Annotated in this window: 10 protein-coding genes; 2 read left to right on the top strand and 8 right to left on the bottom strand. The window is 61.1% G+C overall.

The annotated features are described in order from the left end of the window. Positions 1 to 87 precede the first annotated feature (87 nt). Positions 88 to 906: a tetratricopeptide repeat protein gene (locus ACVI9W_RS13195; RefSeq protein ID WP_461530221.1), complete on the bottom strand. Its 819-nt coding sequence runs from the start codon at positions 904 to 906 to the stop codon at positions 88 to 90. A gap of 206 nt (positions 907 to 1,112) precedes the next feature. Between ACVI9W_RS13195 and ACVI9W_RS13190 the strand changes: the two genes are divergently transcribed. Then, the gene (locus ACVI9W_RS13190) at positions 1,113 to 1,703 is read left to right on the top strand and encodes a WCX domain-containing protein (RefSeq protein ID WP_461530220.1); all 591 of its coding nucleotides are present in this window, start codon (positions 1,113 to 1,115) and stop codon (positions 1,701 to 1,703) included. Positions 1,704 to 1,708: 5 nt separating this feature from the next. Here the strand turns inward: ACVI9W_RS13190 and ACVI9W_RS13185 are convergent, their stop codons facing one another. The 7 genes from ACVI9W_RS13185 to ACVI9W_RS13155 all read right to left on the bottom strand — a co-directional run bounded on the left by ACVI9W_RS13185 (position 1,709) and on the right by ACVI9W_RS13155 (position 10,498). Further along, positions 1,709 to 2,575 (bottom strand): ABC transporter permease, encoded by an 867-nt coding sequence (locus tag ACVI9W_RS13185; protein ID WP_038605366.1) that lies wholly within the window; start codon positions 2,573 to 2,575, stop codon positions 1,709 to 1,711. A gap of 14 nt (positions 2,576 to 2,589) precedes the next feature. Further along, a complete protein-coding gene (locus ACVI9W_RS13180; protein WP_461530219.1) occupies positions 2,590 to 3,453 on the bottom strand; it encodes an ABC transporter ATP-binding protein in 864 nt (287 codons plus the stop codon). A gap of 5 nt (positions 3,454 to 3,458) precedes the next feature. Further along, positions 3,459 to 4,478, bottom strand: a complete 1,020-nt coding sequence (locus ACVI9W_RS13175; protein WP_461530218.1) for an ABC transporter substrate-binding protein — start codon at positions 4,476 to 4,478, stop codon at positions 3,459 to 3,461. 20 nt (positions 4,479 to 4,498) lie between these two features. Next, entirely contained in the window at positions 4,499 to 5,398 is a 900-nt protein-coding gene (locus ACVI9W_RS13170) for a TauD/TfdA dioxygenase family protein (RefSeq protein ID WP_461530217.1), read from the bottom strand. 200 nt (positions 5,399 to 5,598) lie between these two features. Next, a complete protein-coding gene (locus ACVI9W_RS13165) occupies positions 5,599 to 6,954 on the bottom strand; it encodes an HlyD family type I secretion periplasmic adaptor subunit (protein ID WP_342625569.1) in 1,356 nt (451 codons plus the stop codon). 7 nt (positions 6,955 to 6,961) lie between these two features. Beyond that, the gene (locus ACVI9W_RS13160; RefSeq protein WP_157190706.1) at positions 6,962 to 9,118 is read right to left on the bottom strand and encodes a type I secretion system permease/ATPase; all 2,157 of its coding nucleotides are present in this window, start codon (positions 9,116 to 9,118) and stop codon (positions 6,962 to 6,964) included. A 42-nt stretch (positions 9,119 to 9,160) separates the two neighbouring features. Next, a complete protein-coding gene (locus ACVI9W_RS13155) occupies positions 9,161 to 10,498 on the bottom strand; it encodes a TolC family outer membrane protein (RefSeq protein WP_038605350.1) in 1,338 nt (445 codons plus the stop codon). 348 nt (positions 10,499 to 10,846) lie between these two features. Between ACVI9W_RS13155 and ACVI9W_RS13150 the strand changes: the two genes are divergently transcribed. Further along, positions 10,847 to 23,875 carry a retention module-containing protein gene (locus ACVI9W_RS13150; RefSeq protein ID WP_461530216.1) on the top strand — a complete coding sequence of 4,343 codons (13,029 nt, stop codon included), beginning with the start codon at positions 10,847 to 10,849 and terminating at the stop codon, positions 23,873 to 23,875. The last annotated feature ends 141 nt before the right edge of the window (positions 23,876 to 24,016 follow it).

Genomic DNA, 24,016 nt, shown 5'->3' with positions numbered 1-24,016 from the left:
GGGTCATCGCTATATTCATAGTTTGCTAACTATCAATATTCTTCGATCATCGCCCCCGCCGTCAAGCGTGGCTGACGAGCGCCACGCTCAGGGTTGCAGTTGATCTTCGAGCTTCATGGTCAGGGCCAGCGAACTGCCCATGGCGATGGCCTGGTCACGCCAGAACAGGTAGCGCAAGGCGTTCTGCGACACACTGAAGTGCACCGCCAGCTCTTCGGCGGCTTGCATCACCCCGGCCACGGCCGCCAGTTCCAGCCAGTACACGCCGGCCTTCTGGTCGGCTGCCACGGTCTGCCCGTGCAGCAGCCGGTAGCCGACTTCAAAACGACAGCGCGCCTCGCCGCGCTGGGCGCCGCGCAAGAACCAGTGGTAGGCCATGTGCAGGTCGACCTTCCACTCCTGCACTTCGTTGTCGCAGATTTCTTCCTCGTAGAGATCGCCCAAGGCCGCGGCCGCCTGTTCCAGACCGCGCTCGAAGGCTTGCTGGTAATACTCAGCCGCACTGGCATAGGCGACCTCTACACCCTTGCCGAAATAATACTGCTGGCCCAGGTTGAACCAGGCCGGCGCACTGCCCTGCAACGCCGCCATGCGTAGCAGGTGCCCGGCCAGCATCGGGTCGGCGCGCCAGTACTTGCCATTGAGCCAGATCCAGCCCAGGTCGTTGAGTGCCGCGACACTGCCATCCAGAGCCTGGGCCCGCAGATCGCTGTACAGCGCCTGCAGGTCGCTGGCCTCCTCGAGACGGCTGATCAGGATGAAGCTTTCACCCAAAGCTGCCCGCTGGCTGGGTATACCCACACCGGCGTACAACCGCTCCAGTTGGCTGGAACGGCCAGACACCGCAATGATGCGCTCGGGAAGCAGACGCTCGAGCAGTGGGTAAATGTTGCTGGCAGCTGACATGTTCATCCTCATTGAACAACCCGCCGAAACGAAGGCAGGAGTAATGAGGCGTGATTCTGCGCAAAGCCACGACAAAACCTGTCGCGAACGATTCGGTTGAGGCAAATCAACTACTTCATCCTTGATTCGATAGATAAATGGCCAATTGCCATATCTTTCCACTAGGAACATGCTACAACCGCAAGCCTAGACAAGGACGCCACACTTTGCCCTCCGCCACGACCCGCGCCACACTCAGCCGTCAATGGGAGTTATTGCGCCAACTGCCCAGCCGTTCACCCGGTACCACCAGCGCCGAGCTGGTAGCACGCCTGAAAGACGCCGGCTTTACCATCAGCAAGCGCACCATTGAACGCGACTTGAACGAGCTGTCGCTGATTTTTCCGTTGGAGCGCAACGACAAGAGCATTCCCTACGGCTGGCACTGGGCGGCCAATGCCGGTTTTCACCAGTTGCGCGTGCTCAACAACGCCAGCGAAGGCCTGCGCGACTTTGATCTGCAGGCCTATTTGCGCAGCGATGCCCTGCAGTTTGGTGATACCGACAAGATCGAGTTGCAGGCCTGGATCAGCGACAACCTGGCGCGCCTGGTGCGTGCAACCCCGCTGTCAGCGGATATGCACCTGACCCAGCTGGAGCACGGCCACTGCCTGCGTGCGACGGTGAGCAACGGCTGGCAACTGCGCTGGTGGTTACTCAGCCAGGGCGACGGCCTGATCGTCGAACAGCCCCTGGCCCTGCGCCAGCAGATCGCCGAAACCCTGAGCAACGCTGCGGCGCAGTACCAGAGCGCCTGAGCCGGTCAGCGCTGCATACCCCAGCGGCGCACGGTAATGCGCTCCAGGTTGTTGAACACCAGGCTTTCCACCAGCAGGCCGATCAGGATCACCACGGCCAGCCCGGCGAAGACTTTGTCGGTGTACAGCTCATTGCGGTTCTGAAAGATGTACCAGCCCAGTCCGCCTTTGCCACTGGTGGCGCCGAACACCAGTTCCGCGGCAATCAGGGTGCGCCAGGCGAAGGCCCAGCCGATCTTGAGACCCGAGAGAATCGACGGCAGCGCCGCCGGGATCAGGATGTGCAGCACCAGTCGCAAGCCGCGCAGACCATAGTTGCGCCCGGCCATGCGCAGGGTTTCCGACACACCGAGAAACCCGGCATAGGTGTTCAGGGCCAGGGCCCAGAGCACCGAATGCACCAGGACGAAAATCAGGCTGTTGTCGCCCAGACCGAACCAGAGCAAGGCCAGCGGCAGCAGGGCAATGGCCGGCAACGGGTTGAACATCGAAGTCAGGGTGCTGAGCAGATCACGGCCGAACTGGGTCGAGACGGCCAGGGTGGTCAGGCCGAACGCGAGGACAATACCCAGCAGATATCCCTTGAGCAGCACCACCAGGGAAACGCCGACCTTGGCCGGCAATTCGCCCGTGATCAGGCCGTCGTACAGGGCCGCCGCAGTCTGCAGGAAGCTGGGTAGCAGCAGGTCGTTAGCCTGGTAGCGAGCGATAGCTTCCCAGGCCACCGCCAGCAGCACCAGGATCAGCCCCTTGCGCAGCCAGGCCTGTTGCCACAAGCGCTGGCCCAGAGGTAGCTCACGTTCGATCGGCACACTGAGCAGCGGCTCGAGGACGACTTCGTATTCCTGACGCGGCGTAACAGATGTGGTCATGGCAATTCTCCCGGTCAGTAGGCAATACGGATGTCGGTAAAATCCAGTGCCGGGTCGTGCTCGGCATGCGCGTCATCGTTGAACAGCAAGCGATGGATGCGTCGCGCCGAGGCCTGGAAATCACTGGCGCCTAGGCTCTGCAGGTCGTATTGGTGACTGTGGATTTCGGCGCGTACCCGCCCGGGATGAGGCGACAGCAAAAGGATGCGATTGCCCACCACCAATGCTTCTTCAATCGAGTGGGTGACGAACAGCAAGGTGAAACGCACCTCTTCCCAAAGCAGCAGCAACTCTTCCTGCATCTTGCGCCGGGTCAGGGCGTCGAGGGCGGCGAAAGGTTCGTCCATCAACAGGATTTTCGGCTGCATGGCCAATGCGCGAGCTATCGCCACTCGGGCTTTCATGCCGCCTGACAGGGTATGCGGATAGGCATCGGCAAAACCGCCCAAGCCGACTTTATCCAGGTAATGCAAGGCACGCGCTTCGGCCTCCTTGCGCTTGAGCGTGGCGGACGCCAGCAACGGGAACATCACGTTCTGTTTGACAGTTTTCCACGGTGGGAGTTGGTCAAACTCCTGGAACACCACGATCCGGTCCGGGCCCGGGCCATGCACCGCCTGGCCCTGCAGGCGGATCTGCCCTTCCTGCGGCTCGATAAAACCGGCGACCGCCTTGAGCAGCGTCGACTTGCCGCAACCGGAGGGGCCGAGCAGGACAAAGCGATCAGCCTTGTCCACTTCGAAACTGACCTGGTGCGTGGCCCGCACCACGCGTTGCGCGGTGCGGTACTCCAGGCTGACGTTATCCACCTGCAGCAGCGGCGGCGTGGCGACGCTGCTCAACTTGCTGACCGTGTGGCCTTGCAATGGGGTGTTCATGCGCTTCAGCTCCCTTGCAGCGGTGTCTCGTCCTGGAAGAAGTAGTCTTTCCAGGAGTCGGGTTTGTGCTTGATCGCGCCCACGCGGTAGAGGAACTCGGCCAGCGGGTAGGTGTTTTTCGGCGTGACGCTGAACTCGTACTGCGGGTTGTCGATGATCTTGAGCAGCGCTTCGCGGTCGATCTTGGCCTTGGTCACGCGGATGTAGGTATCGGCCGCGGCCGCCTTGTCGTTCTGGGCGAAATCCGCGGCCTCGGCCAGGGCATCGACAAAGGCCTTGTAGGTTTTCGGGTTGTCCTTGCGGAATTTCTCGGTGGCGAACAACACGGTTGGCGAGTTCGGCCCGAGCAGGTCGTAGGTGTTGAGCACGACGTGCACGTCCTTGTTGGCCAGCACCTGGTCCTGGAACGGCGGGTTGGAGAAGTGCGCATTGAGCTCGGTACCACCGGCCAGCAAGGCGGCGGTAGCGTCAGGGTGCGGAACGGCCAGGGTGTACTTGTCGAGGCGGTTGTACTCCTTGTCCCCCCACTGTTTGGCCGCAGCGTACTGGAGGAAACGCGACTGTACCGAGACCCCCACGGCCGGCAAGGCGATACGGTCCTTCTCGCTGAAGTCGGCGATGGTCTTTACATTGGGGTTGTTGCTGACCAGGTAGTACGGGAAGTTACCCAGCGACGCTACGGCCTTGACGTTCTGCCGCCCCTGGGTGCGGTCCCAGATGGTCAACAGCGGGCCGACTCCGGCTCCGGCGATATCGATCGAGCCGGACAGCAAGGCATCGTTGATCGCGGCGCCGCCGGACAGTTGTGTCCAGTCGACCTTGATGTCGATGCCCTGCTCATTGCCGTGTTTCTCGATCAGGTTCTGATCGCGCACCACGTTGAGCAGCAGATAAACGATGCCGAATTGTTCGGCGATACGGATTTCACCTTCGGCCTGGGCGGTTGCCGGGGCTACCAGGCTGCCGGCGAGCAGGCTGACACCCAGACCGATACTGGCCGCCAGGCGGCTGATTGACTTGCGCATGCTGTACTCCTCGATACGTGTCAGAACGGGGCATCGCCCTGGATGGTGGTGCGGTACAGCTTGCGGCGCAGGTGCGCAGGGCAGCCGGCGGCCAGGTGGATCAGCGAGCGGTTGTCCCAGAACACCAGGTCACGTGGCTGCCACTGGTGGCGGTAGATGTTCTGTTCCAGCACGCTGTGGGCATGGAGTTCGGCGAGGATCTGCCGGCTTTCGTCTTCGGGCAGGCCAACGATGCGGGTGGTAAAGCCTTCACTGACGAACAGGGCCTTGCGGCCGTTCTCCGGGTGCGTGCGCACCACCGGGTGAATCACTTCCTGCACCTGGGCCAGTTGCTCGGCCGTCAGCGTCGGGCGCCAGTTGCCTTCGAATTTTGTTTCGCTGTAGCGCGCGGTGTAGGAGTGCGCCGCGCTACGGTCTTGCACGGCAGTGCGCAGGGCTTCAGGCAAGCCGTCCCAGGCCTTGTGCATGTCGGCGAACAGGGTGTCGCCGCCTTCGTTCGGCAGCTCCTGGGCATGCAGCATCGAGCCCAGGCTCGGCAGCTCCTTGTACGACAGGTCTGAGTGCCAGAACTTGCCGGCATCGCCCAGGCCAATGTTCTGGCCGTTCTCGACAATGTTGGAGACGATGAGGATTTCCGGGTGGCCGGCCAGCAGGAACTGCTTGAGCACATGGATCTGCAGCACACCGAAGCGGCGGCTGAAGGCAATCTGTTGTTCGGGGGTGATGTGCTGGTCGCGAAACACCAGCACATGGTGGTCTAGGTGCGCGCGGTGAATCCGGGCGAAGTCTTCGGTGGTGACTGCACGGGACAGGTCCAGGCCGATGATTTCGGCACCGACGGCACCGGAGAAAGGACGAATTTCGAAGCGTTGTTGTTGTGCGCTGTCGACAGGTGACAAGACGCTGGAGGCCGCTGACATGATTCACTCCCACGCAGAGCGCGCCCAAAGGTGCGCGCATCGATCAGAAACTCACGGGGTTCCGTGTTGGTTCGGTCGTGCGGCGCGCCGATTGGTCGGCAGGTACGCAGGGAAGTGACTATAAAGTCATAAGAGAGATAATTTAAATATCTTTATTGAATAAGCATATGGTGGGCTTCAGGGCTTGCCCCGCGATGCTGTTAACGCTCGCGCAGCGCCTCAGCCCGGGCACGAATGATCGGCTTGAGCAGGTAGCTCAGCACGCTCTTCTTGCCAGTGATGATATCCACCGAGGCGACCATGCCCGGAATGATCAACAACGGGTTTTCATCCGTGCCCAGGTGACTGCGATCGGTACGCAGCTTGATCACGTAGAAGGTGTTGTTGTCTTCATCGGTAATGGTGTCGGCGCCGATCTGTTCCAGCTTGGCTTTCAGGCCGCCATAGATGGTGAAGTCATAGGCAGTGAACTTGACCATGGCTTCCTGGCCGGGATGCAGGAAAGCGATGTCTTGCGGGCGGATACGCGCTTCAACCAGCAGGGTGTCATCCAGCGGTACGATTTCGACCAGGTCGCTGCCCGGCTGAATCACACCGCCGACAGTGTTGACCAGCAGCTGCTTGACGATACCGCGCACCGGTGAGGTGACCAGGGTCCGGTTGACCCGGTCATCCAGGGCCTTGCCAGTGGCTTGCGCCTTGCTCAGGTCGGTGCGCGCCTCGTTGAGCTGAGTGAGGGCATCGCTGCGAAACTTGCCACGGGTCTCATCGATCTTGCGCTCGACTTCCTTGATCGCCGACTCGGCCCGCGGGATGGCCAGCGAGGTGGCATCGAGCTGACCGCGGTTTTCCACTTCGGCACGCTTGAGGCGCAGCACTTCAACCTGCGAGATTGCGCCCTGGGCCACCAGCGGCTCGGACATGCTGATCTCCTGACGCAGCAACTGCAGGCTATTGCGGTATTGGGCCTGCTTGGAGCTGAACTCGCGCAGTTCCTGCTGGCGCTGCACCAGTTGCTCCTGCAAGCCGCCGATTTCGCTCTGCAATTGCTGACGACGGCTCTGGTACAAGGCGTCTTCGTTGGCCGCCTGGCTTGGCGCAGCCTTGCGAATCTCTTCGTCGATCTTCAGCGGACGGTCTTCGACCTCGGCACTCAGGCGCTCTACACGCAAGGCCATGGCCAGGCGATCCGCTTCGGTCTCGCCGACGTTGGATACAAAACGGGTATCGTCCAGACGCAGCAAAGGGTCGCCCGCTTCGACGATCTGGCCTTCTTTGGCAAAGATCTGCGCAACGATGCCGCCTTCCAGGTTCTGGATTTTCTGCAGCTTGGACGACGGAATCGCCTTGCCCTCACCCCGGGTGACTTCGTCGATGATCGCGAAGTTGGCCCATATTCCAAGGAACAGGAAGAACGCGATTACGCCCCAGATGGTCATGCGCACGATACGCGGCGCATCCTCGATGAGGGCCTTGTTGACCTCGGGCAGCGGCTGGCCGCTGAGCGACTCGGAGCCTTTGAAGTACTTGCGCAGGCTGTCCTTGACCTGACCCATATCGATCTTATGCAACACTGATCTGCCCCTTCTTCAGCGCATCCATGACGGCGGCTTTCGGGCCATCCGCAACAATCTGTCCGCGATCGACGACGATCAAGCGATCGACCAGAGACAACAACGATGCCCGGTGGGTGACCAGGACCACGGTCTTGCTTTCAATGACGGCTTGCAGGCGCTGCTTGAGACGCTCTTCGCCGGTGTTGTCCATGGAGCTGGTAGGCTCGTCGAGCAGCAGGATCTGTGGGTTGAGCAACAGCGCCCGGCCCAGGGCAACGTTCTGGCGCTGACCGCCCGATAGGTTCTGGCCACGCTCGCCGACCTGCAGTTCATAGCCCTGCGGATGCAAGCGGGCGAATTCATGGACACCTGACAGTTCTGCGGCCTGCAGGACCATTTCGTCCTCGACGTAACGCGCACCACTGACCAGGTTGTCACGCAGGGTGCCGGCCATCAGCTGGATATCCTGGGGCACATAGCCGATGTTGTGGCGCAGTTCACTGACGTCGATCTGGCGGATGTCCACGCCGTCGACCAGCAGCGAACCGCCGTCGGCTTCGTACAGGCCGACGATCAGCTTGGCCAGCGAGCTCTTGCCCGAGCCGCTTCGGCCGATGATGCCGATTTTCTCACCCGGCCGGATGCTCAGGCTGACGCCTTTGAGCGCCAGGTTCTGCTGGTTCGGGTAGGTGAAATCAATGTTGCGGAACTCGATTGCACCCTGCAGCACCTGGCGGCTCAGCGGGCGCTCTTCGAAGTTGCGCTCTTGTGGCAGCTCCATCATCTGGTCGGTCGAAACCATGGTGACCTTGGCCTGCTGGTAGCGGGTCAACAAGCCGGACAGTTGCGCCAGCGGGCCGAGGGCACGGCCACTGAGCATGTAGCAGGCAATCAGGCCACCCATGCTGAGGTTGCCGGCAATGATCTGGTAAACACCGGCACAGATCAGCGCCACCCCGGCCAGTTGCTGGATCAGCAAGGTGATGTTCATCGCCAGACCCGACAGCACCTTGACCCGCAGCTCCAGACGGCTGAGGGTGCCGATGGTCTGCTCCCACATGTACTGGCGTTCGCTTTCGGCGTTGTTGACCTTGACCGCATCAAGACCGGCCAGGGTTTCGATCAGGCTCGACTGGCGCTCGGACGCCAGGGCCATGGTCCGCTCCAGCGTCGCCACCAAGGGCTTCTGCAGGGCGTAGCCAATGCCCAGGGCGAGCGGGAAGGCAATGATCGGAATCCACACCAGATGGCCGCCGATGATGGCGATCACCAGCAGGATCAGCAGGGTAAACGGCAGGTCGATCAGGCTGGTCAGGGTCAGCGAGGCGAGGAAATCGCGCAGCCCCTGGAATTCGTGAATGTTCTGGGCAAAGCTGCCGACCCGCGCCGGACGGTATTTCATCGCCATGCCGACGATGCGCTCGAACAGCGTGGCGGAGATGATCAGGTCGGTCTTTTTCCCGGCAAGGTCAAGGCACAAGCTGCGCAGGCCTTTGAGGATCAGGTCGAAGATATAGGCGCCGCAGATACCGACAGCCAGCACCCACAGGGTCGCGGTCGCCTGGTTGGGCACCACGCGGTCGTAGACGTTCATGACGAACAGCGGCGCGGCCAGGGCGATCAGGTTGATCACCAGGCTGGCGGCGATGGCATCGATGTACAGCCAGCGGCTGCGCTTGAGCGTGTCGCGGAACCAGGAGCGGGCGCGGGGAATCAGGTTGCCGTGATTGACGTCGAACTTGTGCTGCGGTTGGGCGAAGAACACCCGCCCGCTGTAGTCACTCTGCAACGCCTCGCGGCTGACATGCACCTCGCCGCCGTCGCTCTCGCTGAGCAACAGCCGCGCGGTGTCGTCATTCTCCCAACCGAGCAACACCGTGCTGCGACCATCCTTGAGCAGCAGCATCGCCGGCATGGCGATGCCCGGTATCTGCTCCAGCTTGCGTTGCAACAGACGCCCCTGCAGACCGGCACGGGCCGCCGCACGCGGCAGCAGCTCCGGGCTCAGGCGCTGGGCCGGCAATGGCAGACCGGTGGTCAGCATTGCCCGGCTGGCGGGCTTCTGGTGCAACACACAGAGGGACAGCAGGCTGTCCAGCAACGGATCATCGTGCTGACTGCGTGGATCATGGCTGAGTTGGACTCGACTGACTTCTGATTCCACGCGGTTTCTCTTGATGATTACGGTTGGAGATTAAGGTGAACCTCAGTTCATGCCTGGCAGGCTGACCTTCGGTTTCATATCGTTTTGCACAACGGAGGCCATTGGCGCGACAACGCCCTGGCTCTTGAGCAGTTGGCCAATGGTCGCCTTGATTCGATATTGAGTAAACACTTGGCTGTTCTTCACCTCGGCCAGGCGACGCTGAGCGGTGAAGAGCTCGTTCTCACTATCGAGCAAGTCGAGCAACGTCCGTTCGCCCAGGCTGAATTGCTTCTGGTAGGCGCTGCGCACGTTGTTGCTGTAGTCGACGTATTGCTGGGCAATAGGCAATTGCGCGTTGGCGTTATCCATAGCATTCCATGCCAGGCCTAGTTCTTCATTGAGCTGGCGCAAGGCATTGTTACGAATGTCCAGCGCCTGGTTGGTCTGGTACGACTTGGATTCCAGATCGGCCTTGTTGCTCCCACCGTTATACAGGTTGAAGCTCATACGCAGCATAGCCTGCCATTCGTTGTTGTGGCCGTTCATGCCATCGATATCGTTATCGGCCGTCCGTCCGAGTTCTGCATCGAAACGTGGATAGAACGTAGACTTTGCCGCCTCGTATTGTTTTTCCGCCGCCGCGATATCGGACTCCGCCGAACGCAGGATCGGGCTGCTTTCGACCATTTGTTGCCGGGCTTCGTCGAGGTTGGCTGGCAGCAGGTCGATAAACGGCGCAGGGGCGCTCAGCTCGTCCGGCATCTGGCCAACCACGCTCAGGTAGTTGGTCTTGGCGTCTGCCAGGTTGGTCTGCTCGGTAATCAGGTTGTTACGGGCCTGAGCCAGACGCGCTTCGGCCTGGTCGAGGTCAGCCAGACGCCCCACGCCGCGGGCTGTGCGCAGCTTGATCTGGTCGTAGATGCGTTCGTGGCTGCGCAGGTTGTCTTCAGCCAGGCGCACCATTTCGCGACGGGTGAGGACGTCCAGGTAAACCTGGGCGACGGTCAGCGCGGTGCGCTCGGAGGCACCGAGCAAGGAGTAAGCGCGCGAGTTAACGGTGGCTTGTTGACGCCCTACTTCGCTGGAGGTGGCAAAACCGTCAAAAACCATTTGCCGCAGACGCAGGCTGGATTCACCGCGGTTGAGGGTTTCCCAGCGGTTGCCCGTGCTCGGACTGTCGGTCCCTTCGCGGCCGTAACCTGCCAGCACATCGACCTTCGGCAGATAGCCGCCCTTGGCAGCACGCAGTTGGTAGTCGGCCGCGATACGGCTGTTAACCCCGGCCTGGATTTCCGGATGCACCTCAAGGGCTTTTTGCATGGCTTCAGGCAGGCTTTGTGCTTGAGCGAAACTGGCAGCAAGGGCGAAAGGAAGAGCAGTGAACAATGACGCGCGCATGAGACGTTTTTCCTAGGGACCTCTTGTCCCAGATCACAGCAAAAGGACGTTGCTGCATTCGAAAATGGCAACCAGCTTGACGTTCTGTCGGAAACTTCCGAAGGGGTACTCGAGCGTACGTAGGAAGGGTGGCAGCCGCTTAAATATCAATGTGACATTACGGTGTTGATTGTTTAGGATGGCGGCAGGAAGGTCAATAGTTTGGCATAAAGTTAATAGCCAAAAAATATAGACAAATATTTGACGGATTTTGCGTCAAAATAACATTTGATACATACCCATCGGAATGCGGCAAATCAGCGCCGACTGGGCATGGAAGCCAACTGATACGGGTATTCGGAGAGTCCAATGAGCAGCGTTGTTGCCATCGTCAAAAGCATTGTTGGTCAAGTCATCGCCGTATCCCCGGAAGGGGCTCGGCGCGTCCTCATCGAAGGTGACCGCCTGCTTGCTGGCGAGCAGGTGCTGACCGGCCTGGCAGGCGCTGTAACCCTGGAGTTGGCCGACGGCCGCACGCTGGATCTGGGCCGCGATACGCAATGGAGCGCTGACGCGCCAGACAGCAGCACCGACCTTTCGGCTGCTACCGCGCAGGCCGCGCCTTCGGTCGAAGAATTGCAACAAGCTATTGCTGCTGGTGCCGACCCGACCACCGAACTGGAAGCCACTGCGGCCGGCCCTTCGGCTGCAGGCTCTGGTGGTGCTGCCGGTGGTGGCCACAGTTTCGTCATGCTGGATGCCACGGCAGGCTCGGTTGATCCGACCATCGGTTTCCCGACTGCCCCTATCGGTTTTGCCACAGATGACAACCGTCTGGACCTGGGCGGCCTTGACGATGCCAACAACGCGAACACCACCACGCCTACGCGCGAATCCGGCCTGACCCTGACCGCCACGCCGTCGATCACCGAGGCCGGTGGTGTGATCATCTACACCGCTACGTTGGGCCAGCCGCCGCTGACTGACCTGACCGTTACCTTGTCCAACGGCCAGGTCATCGTCATCAGCGCCGGGCAGACCACCGGCAGCGTCAGCGTGACCATTGCACCAAACGACACCGTGTACGTGGATGGCAGCGAGATTTCTGCGACCATTACCGGCACCAGCGGTGGCGCCGGCCTGATCATCACCCCGGACACCACCCCGGCGGTTACCCAGATCACCGACACCGTCGACACCACCACGGTCACCCTGAGCGCGAACCCGAGTATCACCGAAGGTGGCGTGATCACTTACACCGCCACCCTGACCAATCCAGCCCAGACGCCGGTGACCGTCACCCTGTCCAACGGCACCACCATCACCATCGGCGCCGGGCAGACTAGCGGCACCGTCGACGTGCAGACGCCACCGAACGACGTCTACAACAACGGTAGCAGCGTCAGCACTACCATCACCGGGGCCACGGGCGGCAACTTCGAAAACCTGGTGTCGGACCCGAACCCGGCCGTTACTACCATCACCGACTCGCTCGACAATACCGGCCTGAGCCTGACGGCCACCGGCACCGTCGCCGAGGGCGGCCAGATCATCTACACCGCGACCCTGACCAACCCGGCCGGCACCCCGGTAACGGTGACCCTGAGCAACGGCGCGGTGATCACCATTGCCGCTGGCCAGACCGAAGGCAGCGTCAGCGTGGCGGCACCTGGCGACGACGTGTACATCGATGCCGGCAGTGTTGGCGTGACCATCGACAAGGCCGATGGCGGCAACTTTGAAAACCTGGTGGTCAGCGAAGTGCCGGCGGTAACCGAGGTGACCGACACCATCAACACCTCGACCGTCACCCTGACCGCGACCCCGAGCGTCGCTGAAGGCGGCGTGGTGACCTACACCGCTTCGGTGACCGCACCGGTTACCGGTTCGGCGCTGATCATCAACCTGGCCAATGGTCAGCAGATCACTATTCCCGTTGGCCAAAGCAGCGGTTCGGTCGAGTTCGTTGCACCCGACAACGTCCACACCACCAACCCGGACCTGACCAACAGCATCACCAGCACTACCGGTGGTAACTACGAGAAGCTGGAAACCACCGGCAACCCGGTGACCACCGTGACCGATGGCCCGGATACCGAGGCTTCTACCGGTCTGTCTCTGAGCGCTACTGGCAACGTCGAGGAAGGCGGCCAGATCACCTACACCGCGACGCTGACCAACCCAGCCGGTACGGCGATGACTGTGACCCTGAGCAACGGCGCAGTCATCGAGATCAAGGCTGGCGAGACCAGCGGCACCGTCACCGTCGATGCGCCTACCGACGACGTCTACCTTGATGCCGACACGGTCGAAGCGACCATCGAAAGCACCGATGGCGGTGACTTCGAGAACCTGGTGGTAGATACCACTCCAGCCGTTACCGATGTCGCTGACACCTACGACACCTCGACAGTCAAACTCACCGCCGACGTCACCACCATCGGCGAAGGCGGCGTGATCACCTACACCGCCACCGTCAGTTCCCCGGTTACCGGCACCCCGCTGGTGATCACCCTGGCCAACGGCCAGAGCATCACCATCCCGGTCAATGCCACCTCCGGCACCGTGCAGTACACCGCGCCGGATAACGTGCACACCAGCAACCTGGACCTGACCAACAGCATCACCGGCACCAGCGGCGGCAACTTCGAGAAGCTGGAAACCTCGGGTGAAACCACCATCACCGTGACCGATAGCCCGGATACTCAGAACGAGACGGGTCTGTCCCTGAGCGCTACTGGCAACGTCGAGGAAGGTGGCCAGATCACCTACACCGCCACCCTGACCCACAAGGCCGGCACCGACATGACCATCACCCTGGATAACGGGGCGGTCATCGAGATCAAGGCCGGCGAAACCCAGGGCAGTGTGCTCTTCGATGCACCGACGGACGACGTCTACCTCGACGCTGGCAAGGTCGAAGCAACGATCGAGAGCACCGATGGCGGTGACTTCGAGAACCTGGTGGTAGATACCACTCCAGCCGTTACCGATGTCGCTGACACCTACGACACCTCGACAGTCAAACTCACCGCCGACGTCACCACCATCGGTGAAGGCGGCGTGATCACCTACACCGCTACCGTCAGTTCCCCGGTTACCGGCACCCCACTGGTGATCACCCTGGCCAACGGTCAGAGCATCACCATCCCGGTCAATGCCACCTCCGGCACCGTGCAGTACACCGCGCCGGACAACGTGCACACCAGTAACGCCGACCTGACCAACAGCATCACCGGCACCAGCGGTGGCAACTTCGAGAAGCTGGAAACCTCGGGTGAAACCACGATCACCGTGACTGATAGCCCGGACACTCAGAACGAGACCGGTCTGTCCCTGAGCGCTACTGGCAACGTCGAGGAAGGTGGCCAGATCACCTACACTGCGACCCTGACCCACAAGGCCGGCACCGACATGACCATCACCCTGGATAACGGGGCGGTCATCGAGATCAAGGCCGGCGAAACCCAGGGCAGTGTGCTCTTCGATGCACCGACGGACGACGTCTACCTCGACGCCGGCAAGGTCGAAGCCACCATCGAGAGCACCGATGGCGGTGATTTCGAGAACCTGGTGGTAGATACCACTCCAGCCGTTACCGATGTCGCTGACACCTACGACACCTCGACAGTCAAACTCACCGCCGACGTCACCACCATCGGCGAAGGCGGCGTGATTACCTACACCGCCACCGTCAGCGCCCCGGTTACCGGTACCCCGCTGGTGATCACCCTGGCCAACGGCCAGAGCATCACCATCCCGGTCAATGCCACCTCCGGCACCGTGCAGTACACCGCACCGGATAACGTGCACACCAGCAACCTGGACCTGAGCAACAGCATCACCGGCACCAGCGGCGGCAACTTCGAGAAGCTGGAAACCTCGGGTGAAACCACCATCACCGTGACCGATAGCCCGGATACTCAGAACGAGACGGGTCTGTCCCTGAGCGCTACTGGCAACGTCGAGGAAGGTGGCCAGATCACCTACACCGCCACCCTGACCCACAAGGCCGGCACCGACATGACCATCACCCTGGATAACGGGGCGGTCATCGAGATCAAGGCCGGCGAAACCCAGGGCAGTGTGCTCTTCGATGCACCGACGGACGACGTCTACCTCGACGCCGGCAAGGTCGAAGCCACCATCGAGAGCACCGATGGCGGTGATTTCGAGAACCTGGTGGTAGATACCACTCCAGCCGTTACCGATGTCGCTGACACCTACGACACCTCGACAGTCAAACTCACCGCCGACGTCACCACCATCGGCGAAGGCGGCGTGATTACCTACACCGCCACCGTCAGCGCCCCGGTTACCGGTACCCCGCTGGTGATCACCCTGGCCAACGGCCAGAGCATCACCATCCCGGTCAATGCCACCTCCGGCACCGTGCAGTACACCGCACCGGACAACGTGCACACCAGTAACGCCGACCTGACCAACAGCATCACCGGCACCAGCGGCGGCAACTTCGAGAAGCTGGAAACCTCGGGTGAAACCACCATCACCGTGACCGATAGCCCGGACACTCAGAACGAGACCGGTCTGTCCCTGAGCGCTACTGGCAACGTCGAGGAAGGTGGCCAGATCACCTACACCGCCACCCTGACCCACAAGGCCGGCACCGACATGACCATCACCCTGGATAACGGGGCGGTCATCGAGATCAAGGCCGGCGAAACCCAGGGCAGTGTGCTCTTCGATGCACCGACGGACGACGTCTACCTCGACGCTGGCAAGGTCGAAGCAACGATCGAGAGCACCGATGGCGGTGACTTCGAGAACCTGGTGGTAGATACCACTCCAGCCGTTACCGATGTCGCTGACACCTACGACACCTCGACAGTCAAGCTGACTGCCGACGTGACCACCATCGGCGAAGGCGGTGTGATTACCTACACCGCCACCGTCAGCTCTCCGGTTACCGGTACCCCGCTGGTGATCACCCTGGCCAACGGTCAGAGCATCACCATTCCGGTCAATGCCACCTCCGGTACCGTGCAATACACCGCTCCGGACAACGTCCACACCAGCAACTTGGACCTGAGCAACAGCATCACCGGCACCAGCGGTGGCAACTTCGAGAAGCTGGAAACCTCGGGTGAAACCACCATCACCGTGACCGATAGCCCGGACACTCAGAACGAGACGGGTCTGTCCCTGACCGCGTCCAAGTCGGTCCAGGAAGGCGGCCAGATCACCTACACCGCCACCCTGACCAACAAGGCTGGCACCGACATGACCATCACCCTGGACAACGGGGCGGTCATCGAGATCAAGGCAGGCGAAACCCAGGGCAGCGTGCTCTTCGATGCACCGACGGACGACGTCTACCTCGACGCTGGCAAGGTCGAAGCAACGATCGAGAGCACCGATGGCGGTGACTTCGAGAACCTGGTGGTAGATACCACTCCAGCCGTTACCGATGTCGCTGACACCTACGACACCTCGACAGTCAAGCTGACTGCCGACGTGACCACCATCGGCGAAGGCGGTGTGATTACCTACACCGCCACCGTCAGCTCTCCGGTTACCGGTACCCCGCTGGTGATCACCCTGGCCAACGGTCAGAGCATCACCATTCCGGTCAATGCCACCTCCGGTACCGTGCAATACACCGCTCCGGACAACGTCCACACCAGCAACTTGGACCTGAGCAACAGCATCACCGGCACCAGCGGTGGCAACTTCGAGAAGCTGGAAACCTCGGGTGAAACCACCATCACCGTGACCGATAGCCCGGACACTCAGAACGAGACGGGTCTGTCCCTGACCGCGTCCAAGTCGGTCCAGGAAGGCGGCCAGATCACCTACACCGCCACCCTGACCAACAAGGCTGGCACCGACATGACCATCACCCTGGACAACGGGGCGGTCATCGAGATCAAGGCAGGCGAAACCCAGGGCAGCGTGCTCTTCGATGCACCGACGGACGACGTCTACCTTGATGCCGACACGGTCGAAGCGACCATCGAAAGCACCGATGGCGGTGATTTCGAGAACCTGGTGGTGGACACCACTCCAGCTGTGACCGACGTCGCTGACACCTACGACACCTCGACGGTCAAACTGACCGCCGACGTGACCACCATCGGTGAAGGCGGCGTGATTACCTACACCGCCACCGTCAGTTCCCCGGTTACCGGCACCCCGCTGGTGATCACCCTGGCCAACGGCCAAAGCATCACCATCCCGGTCAATGCCACCTCCGGCACCGTGCAATACACCGCACCGGATAACGTGCACACCAGCAACCTGGACCTGACCAACAGCATCACCGGCACCAGCGGCGGCAACTTCGAGAAGCTCGAAACCTCGGGTGAAACCACCATCACCGTGACCGATAGCCCGGACACTCAGAACGAGACGGGTCTGTCCCTGAGCGCTACTGGCAACGTCGAGGAAGGTGGCCAGATCACTTACACCGCCACCTTGACCAACAAGGCTGGCACCGACATGACCATCACCCTGGACAACGGGGCGGTCATCGAAATCAAGGCCGGCGAAACCCAGGGCAGTGTGCTCTTCGATGCACCGACGGACGACGTCTACCTCGACGCTGGCAAGGTCGAAGCAACGATCGAGAGCACCGATGGCGGTGACTTCGAGAACCTGGTGGTAGATACCACTCCAGCCGTTACCGATGTCGCTGACACCTACGACACCTCGACAGTCAAGCTGACTGCCGACGTGACCACCATCGGCGAAGGCGGTGTGATTACCTACACCGCCACCGTCAGCTCTCCGGTTACCGGTACCCCGCTGGTGATCACCCTGGCCAACGGTCAGAGCATCACCATTCCGGTCAATGCCACCTCCGGTACCGTGCAATACACCGCTCCGGACAACGTCCACACCAGCAACTTGGACCTGAGCAACAGCATCACCGGCACCAGCGGTGGCAACTTCGAGAAGCTGGAAACCTCGGGTGAAACCACCATCACCGTGACCGATAGCCCGGACACTCAGAACGAGACGGGTCTGTCCCTGACCGCGTCCAAGTCGGTCCAGGAAGGCGGCCAGATCACCTACACCGCCACCCTGACCCACAAGGCCGGCACCGACATGACCATCACCCTGGATAACGGGGCGGTCATCGAGATCAAGGCCGGCGAAACCCAGGGCAGTGTGCTCTTCGATGCACCGACGGACGACGTCTACCTCGACGCTGGCAAGGTCGAAGCAACGATCGAGAGCACCGATGGCGGTGACTTCGAGAACCTGGTGGTAGATACCACTCCAGCCGTTACCGATGTCGCTGACACCTACGACACCTCGACAGTCAAGCTGACTGCCGACGTGACCACCATCGGCGAAGGCGGTGTGATTACCTACACCGCCACCGTCAGCTCTCCGGTTACCGGTACCCCGCTGGTGATCACCCTGGCCAACGGTCAGAGCATCACCATTCCGGTCAATGCCACCTCCGGTACCGTGCAATACACCGCTCCGGACAACGTCCACACCAGCAACTTGGACCTGAGCAACAGCATCACCGGCACCAGCGGTGGCAACTTCGAGAAGCTGGAAACCTCGGGTGAAACCACCATCACCGTGACCGATAGCCCGGACACTCAGAACGAGACGGGTCTGTCCCTGACCGCGTCCAAGTCGGTCCAGGAAGGCGGCCAGATCACCTACACCGCCACCCTGACCAACAAGGCTGGCACCGACATGACCATCACCCTGGACAACGGGGCGGTCATCGAGATCAAGGCAGGCGAAACCCAGGGCAGCGTGCTCTTCGATGCACCGACGGACGACGTCTACCTCGACGCCGGCAAGGTCGAAGCCACCATCGAGAGCACCGATGGCGGTGATTTCGAGAACCTGGTGGTAGATACCACTCCAGCCGTTACCGATGTCGCTGACACCTACGACACCTCGACAGTCAAACTCACCGCCGACGTCACCACCATCGGCGAAGGCGGCGTGATTACCTACACCGCCACCGTCAGCGCCCCGGTTACCGGTACCCCGCTGGTGATCACCCTGGCCAACGGCCAGAGCATCACCATCCCGGTCAATGCCACCTCCGGCACCGTGCAGTACACCGCACCGGACAACGTGCACACCAGTAACGCCGACCTGACCAACAGCATCACCGGCACCAGCGGCGGCAACTTCGAGAAGCTGGAAACCTCGGGTGAAACCACCATCACCGTGACCGATAGCCCGGACACTCAGAACGAGACCGGTCTGTCCCTGAGCGCTACTGGCAACGTCGAGGAAGGTGGCCAGATCACCTACACCGCCACCCTGACCCACAAGGCCGGCACCGACATGACCATCACCCTGGATAACGGGGCGGTCATCGAGATCAAGGCCGGCGAAACCCAGGGCAGTGTGCTCTTCGATGCACCGACGGACGACGTCTACCTCGACGCTGGCAAGGTCGAAGCAACGATCGAGAGCACCGATGGCGGTGACTTCGAGAACCTGGTGGTAGATACCACTCCAGCCGTTACCGATGTCGCTGACACCTACGACACCTCGACAGTCAAGCTGACTGCCGACGTGACCACCATCGGCGAAGGCGGTGTGATTACCTACACCGCCACCGTCAGCTCTCCGGTTACCGGTACCCCGCTGGTGATCACCCTGGCCAACGGTCAGAGCATCACCATTCCGGTCAATGCCACCTCCGGTACCGTGCAATACACCGCTCCGGACAACGTCCACACCAGCAACTTGGACCTGAGCAACAGCATCACCGGCACCAGCGGTGGCAACTTCGAGAAGCTGGAAACCTCGGGTGAAACCACCATCACCGTGACCGATAGCCCGGACACTCAGAACGAGACGGGTCTGTCCCTGACCGCGTCCAAGTCGGTCCAGGAAGGCGGCCAGATCACCTACACCGCCACCCTGACCAACAAGGCTGGCACCGACATGACCATCACCCTGGACAACGGGGCGGTCATCGAGATCAAGGCAGGCGAAACCCAGGGCAGCGTGCTCTTCGATGCACCGACGGACGACGTCTACCTCGACGCTGGCAAGGTCGAAGCAACGATCGAGAGCACCGATGGCGGTGACTTCGAGAACCTGGTGGTAGATACCACTCCAGCCGTTACCGATGTCGCTGACACCTACGACACCTCGACGGTCAAGCTGACTGCCGACGTGACCACCATCGGTGAAGGCGGTGTGATCACCTACACCGCCACCGTCAGCGCCCCGGTTACCGGCACCCCGCTGGTGATCACTCTGGCCAACGGTCAGAGCATCACCATCCCGGTCAATGCCACCTCCGGTACCGTGCAGTACACCGCACCGGATAACGTGCACACCAGCAACCTGGACCTGAGCAACAGCATCACCGGCACCAGTGGCGGCAACTTCGAGAAGCTGGAAACCTCGGGTGAAACCACCATCACCGTGACCGATAGCCCGGATACTCAGAACGAAACCGGTCTCAAGCTGACCGCAACCACGTCGGTCGACGAAGGCGGCAAGATCACCTACACCGCCACCTTGACCAACAAGGCCGGCACCGACATGACCGTCTCTCTGGACAATGGCAAGTCCATTACCATCAAGGCGGGCGAGACCACCGGTACCGTCACCATTGATGCGCCGGGCGATGACGTCTACCTCGATGAGGGGAATGTGGGTGCGAAGATCACTGGCACCAACGGCGGAGACTTCGAGAGCCTGGTAGTCGACGGTTCCACTGCGGTCACCAAGGTGACCGATACCATCGACACCACCACCCTGAAACTGACGGCAACCCCGTCGGTCGATGAAGGTGGCAAGATCACCTACACCGCCACCCTGAGCAACCCGGCAGGCACCCCGGTTACCGTGACCTTGAGCAACGGCAAGACCATCATCATCGCCGCTGACAAGACCTCCGGCAGCATCACCATTGATGCGCCAAGCGACGATGTGTACATCGATGCAGGCGACGTCAGTGCAACCATCACCGGTGCCAATGGTGGCAATTTCGAGAAACTGGAGATCAGCGACAAGCCCGCTGTCACCCACGTGGCCGATACCACCAACACCACTACGGTCGGCATCACCGGCACTACCTCGGTTGCCGAAGGTGAGTCCGCCAACTACACCCTGACGCTGTCCAGCAAGGCTGAAACTGACGTCACCATCACGCTGCGCTACACCGGTACCGCCAAAGATGGCTCGGACTTCACCGGCGTGGCCACCGTGACGATTCCGAAAGGCAGCAATACCGGCACCTTCAGTGTGCCGATCCTGCGTGACGGCATCGCCGAAGGCGCTGAGTCCTTCAACGTGCAGATCAGTTCGGCTACCGGTGGCAATTTCGAAAACCTGGTGGTTGGCGACAATGGCAGTGTGACCACCACCATCGTCAGCAACGAAGCGCCAGTCGCCGCCGGTGGCGCCGTGACCGGCACCGAAGATACTGACCTGGTGCTGACCTGGGCCAACTTCGGCATCACCGATGCCGACACCCCGGCCGCCAACCTGGGCCTGACCATCACCAAACTACCTGCCGATGGCGTGCTGCAGTACAAGGATGGCGATGTCTGGAAAACCCTGACCAAGGCCGATGTCGATGCCGGCAAGGTCTTCAGCAAGGCCGACATCGATGGCGGCAAGCTGAAGTTCGTACCGGATCACAACGAGTCGGGTATCAACGCCAACGGCGGCAACGGTGTGGGTGACCAGAAGGCTGACTACGCACAGATCCAGTTCAAACCAACCGACGGTCAGGGCATGGGCAACGAATCGACCCTCAAGGTCGATATCACCCCGGTCGCCGACGCACCAAACCTGATCATCGGCAGCAACAACGTCAACTCGATCGGCCTGGTCAAGGAAACCTGGAACAGCCTGAAAGGTCTGGGTACCAACGGTAACGGCATCACCGGTGATGCGTTGAAGACTGTCTTCGATAACGCCGGCAACCCGAATAGCAGCTCGACGGTGACCAACGCCCAGTCCAATGGCAGTGTGACCGGCGGTTCGGGCTCGAAGACCTCCGGCCTGATCTTCCTGGAAGCCGGCAAGACCTACAGCTTCAGCGGTGTCGGTGACGACAGCCTGCTGATCACTATCGGCGGCAAGAATGTGGCGTCGGCCACCTGGGGTGCCGGTGGCGGTATCAGCGGCTCATTCACGCCGAGCATCAGCGGTTACTACACCCTGGACATCTACCACGCCAACCAGAGCGGCCCTGGCAGCTATGACGTCAACCTGTCGGTCAATGGCGGCACGCCGGTCGACCTGAGCAATAGCAATATCCCGATGTACCCGAACGTCAACGAGCTGAGCAATGCTGGCGTTACCGTCGGCGATCTGCACGGCAGCAACGGCGAAGGCTACTACCAGGGCTACAAGCTCAACGAAGGCGCCGAGAACGGCACCGTCAAGCTGGTGGGTATTTCCACCGGCCTGACCGATACCGACGGATCGGAAAAGCTCAGCATCAAGCTGGGTGGTATTCCGGAAGGTTCGATCCTCAGCGATGGCGCTGGTCACACGGTTACCGTCGGCAAGACAGAGGTGGATGTCACCGGCTGGAACCTGAACGGCCTGAGCATCAAGCCACCGGCCTACTACCATGGCCAGTTCGACGTCACCGTCACCTCGACCGCAACCGAAAAGGCCAATAACGACACCGCCTCCACCCCGGGCACGATCACGGTTACCGTTTACCCGGATACCTACCTCCCCGGCAACCTGACGGCGGAGAACGACAGCAAGACCCTGGGCACCGAGAACGACATCGTGGTTGCCGACGTCAACGGCCTGCATGTAGTACCAGGGCAGGACTACAACCTGGCGTTCATTGTCGATACCTCGGGCAGTATGGAGAAGTCGGGCGTCGACGCGGCGAGAAAGTCCCTGGAGTCGGTGTTCAAGACCCTGGCCAATAGCGTCAATGGCGCACAGTCCGGTACGGTGAACATCCTGCTGGTGGACTTCTCCGAGAAGGTCAACACCACCGTCTCGATCGATCTTGCCGACAAGGACGCCCTGAAGACGCTGCAAAAAGCGCTCGACAACCTCAAGGCCGGCGGCAGTACCAACTACGAAGATGCATTCAAGACCACGGCCAACTGGTTCCAGAATCTCAAGGATGCCGGCAGCACCGGTAGCAACCAGACGTTCTTCATCACCGATGGCGAACCGAACGTGTATCAGCGGGGTGAGAAAACCAACCCGACATTCGCGTACTCCAACTACACGATGGATGATGCACTCCGGGACCTCAAGTACAAACCGGGCGACGTAATCAGAGATTACAAGGTGGGTGATGACAACCGGATCAGCATCGACAAATCCGGGTACCTCACCGCCGAGTATCGCTCTGGCAAATACTGGTACACCGATTACAACGCCTCTGGAAAACTCAATGCGCAAGGCGATGGCACCTTTGAGCTGTCCTATGCGGAGTCGGGCTCCTATTGGGCCGGCGTCAACGCCAAAGAGGCGTTCCTGCTACTGGCCAATCTCTCGAGCGTTGAAGCGATCGGTCTGAATAACGGCGTCAACGCCAACGCCCTGAGGCCATACGACACCGACGGCAAACCGCAGACCAACATCGACCCGAGCAAGCTGGCCGAGGCCATTCTCGGCCATACCGAGGCCACCAAACCGGGTAACGATGCGCTCGCGGGTGGCGATGGCAACGACATTCTGTTCGGTGACCTGGTCAGCTTCGACGGCATCGCCGGTAACGGCGTTGAAGCCATGCAGGCATATGTGGCCGGCAAGCTGGGTATGGACCTGGGCAAAGTCGATGGGCGGGTGCTGCACCAGTACATCTCCGAGCACGTCAGCGAGTTCGATGTGTCACGCGCCAATGATGGTGCCGACACCCTGCTGGGCGGCGACGGCAATGACATCCTCTTCGGCCAGGGTGGCGACGACTACCTCGATGGCGGCAAGGGCAATGACATCCTGCTCGGTGGTTCCGGCAAGGACACCCTGATCGGTGGTGCGGGTAACGACATCCTGGTTGGCGGGGCCGGCATCGACACCCTGCTTGGCGATGAGGGCAACGACATCCTGCTTGGCGATGAGGGCAATGACATCCTCATCGGCGGCAAAGGCGATGACGTGCTTACCGGTGGCAGCGGTGCCGACACCTTCGTGTGGAAAGCTGGCGACACCGGCAAGGACATCATCAAGGACTTCAAGCCTGCCGAAGGTGACCGTCTGGACCTGAGCGACCTGCTCCAGGGCGAGAAGGCCAGCACCATCGACAACTTCCTGAAGATCACTACGGTCAATGGCGAGTCGACCTTGCAGGTCAGCTCCGAAGGCAAGCTCAACTCCGCCGGTGGCCTGGCCAACGCCGATGTGACGATCAAGCTGGAAGGCGTCAACTGGGCCAACACCACGATCAACTCGCTGGTGTCCGGTGCCGACCCGACCATCAAGATCGACCACTCCAACAGTTGATCCATAGCCTGCGCCAGCCGCTGTCCGGCTGGCGCAACGCTGCGGACTTTCCCTGTACCGTGTCACAGCGCATACTCGCTGGCCGGGCTTCACGCCCGGCCAGCTTGGCCTATGCTGCTGACTGCGGATACGGACTGACAC

The sequence above is a fragment of the Pseudomonas sp. 210_17 TE3656 genome (assembly GCF_054821965.1).
This window is presented reverse-complemented; position numbering and strand designations above follow the sequence as displayed.

What these genes read in the sequence shown, in the direction of transcription:
- ACVI9W_RS13195 (WP_461530221.1), bottom strand. Translation starts at nt 906, where the DNA reads ATGTCAGCTGCCAGCAACATTTACCCACTGCTCGAGCGTCTGCTTCCC.
- ACVI9W_RS13185 (WP_038605366.1), bottom strand. Translation starts at nt 2,575, where the DNA reads ATGACCACATCTGTTACGCCGCGTCAGGAATACGAAGTCGTCCTCGAG.
- ACVI9W_RS13180 (WP_461530219.1), bottom strand. Translation starts at nt 3,453, where the DNA reads ATGAACACCCCATTGCAAGGCCACACGGTCAGCAAGTTGAGCAGCGTC.
- ACVI9W_RS13175 (WP_461530218.1), bottom strand. Translation starts at nt 4,478, where the DNA reads ATGCGCAAGTCAATCAGCCGCCTGGCGGCCAGTATCGGTCTGGGTGTC.
- ACVI9W_RS13170 (WP_461530217.1), bottom strand. Translation starts at nt 5,398, where the DNA reads ATGTCAGCGGCCTCCAGCGTCTTGTCACCTGTCGACAGCGCACAACAA.
- ACVI9W_RS13165 (WP_342625569.1), bottom strand. Translation starts at nt 6,954, where the DNA reads ATGGGTCAGGTCAAGGACAGCCTGCGCAAGTACTTCAAAGGCTCCGAG.
- ACVI9W_RS13155 (WP_038605350.1), bottom strand. Translation starts at nt 10,498, where the DNA reads ATGCGCGCGTCATTGTTCACTGCTCTTCCTTTCGCCCTTGCTGCCAGT.
- ACVI9W_RS13150 (WP_461530216.1), top strand. Translation starts at nt 10,847, where the DNA reads ATGAGCAGCGTTGTTGCCATCGTCAAAAGCATTGTTGGTCAAGTCATC.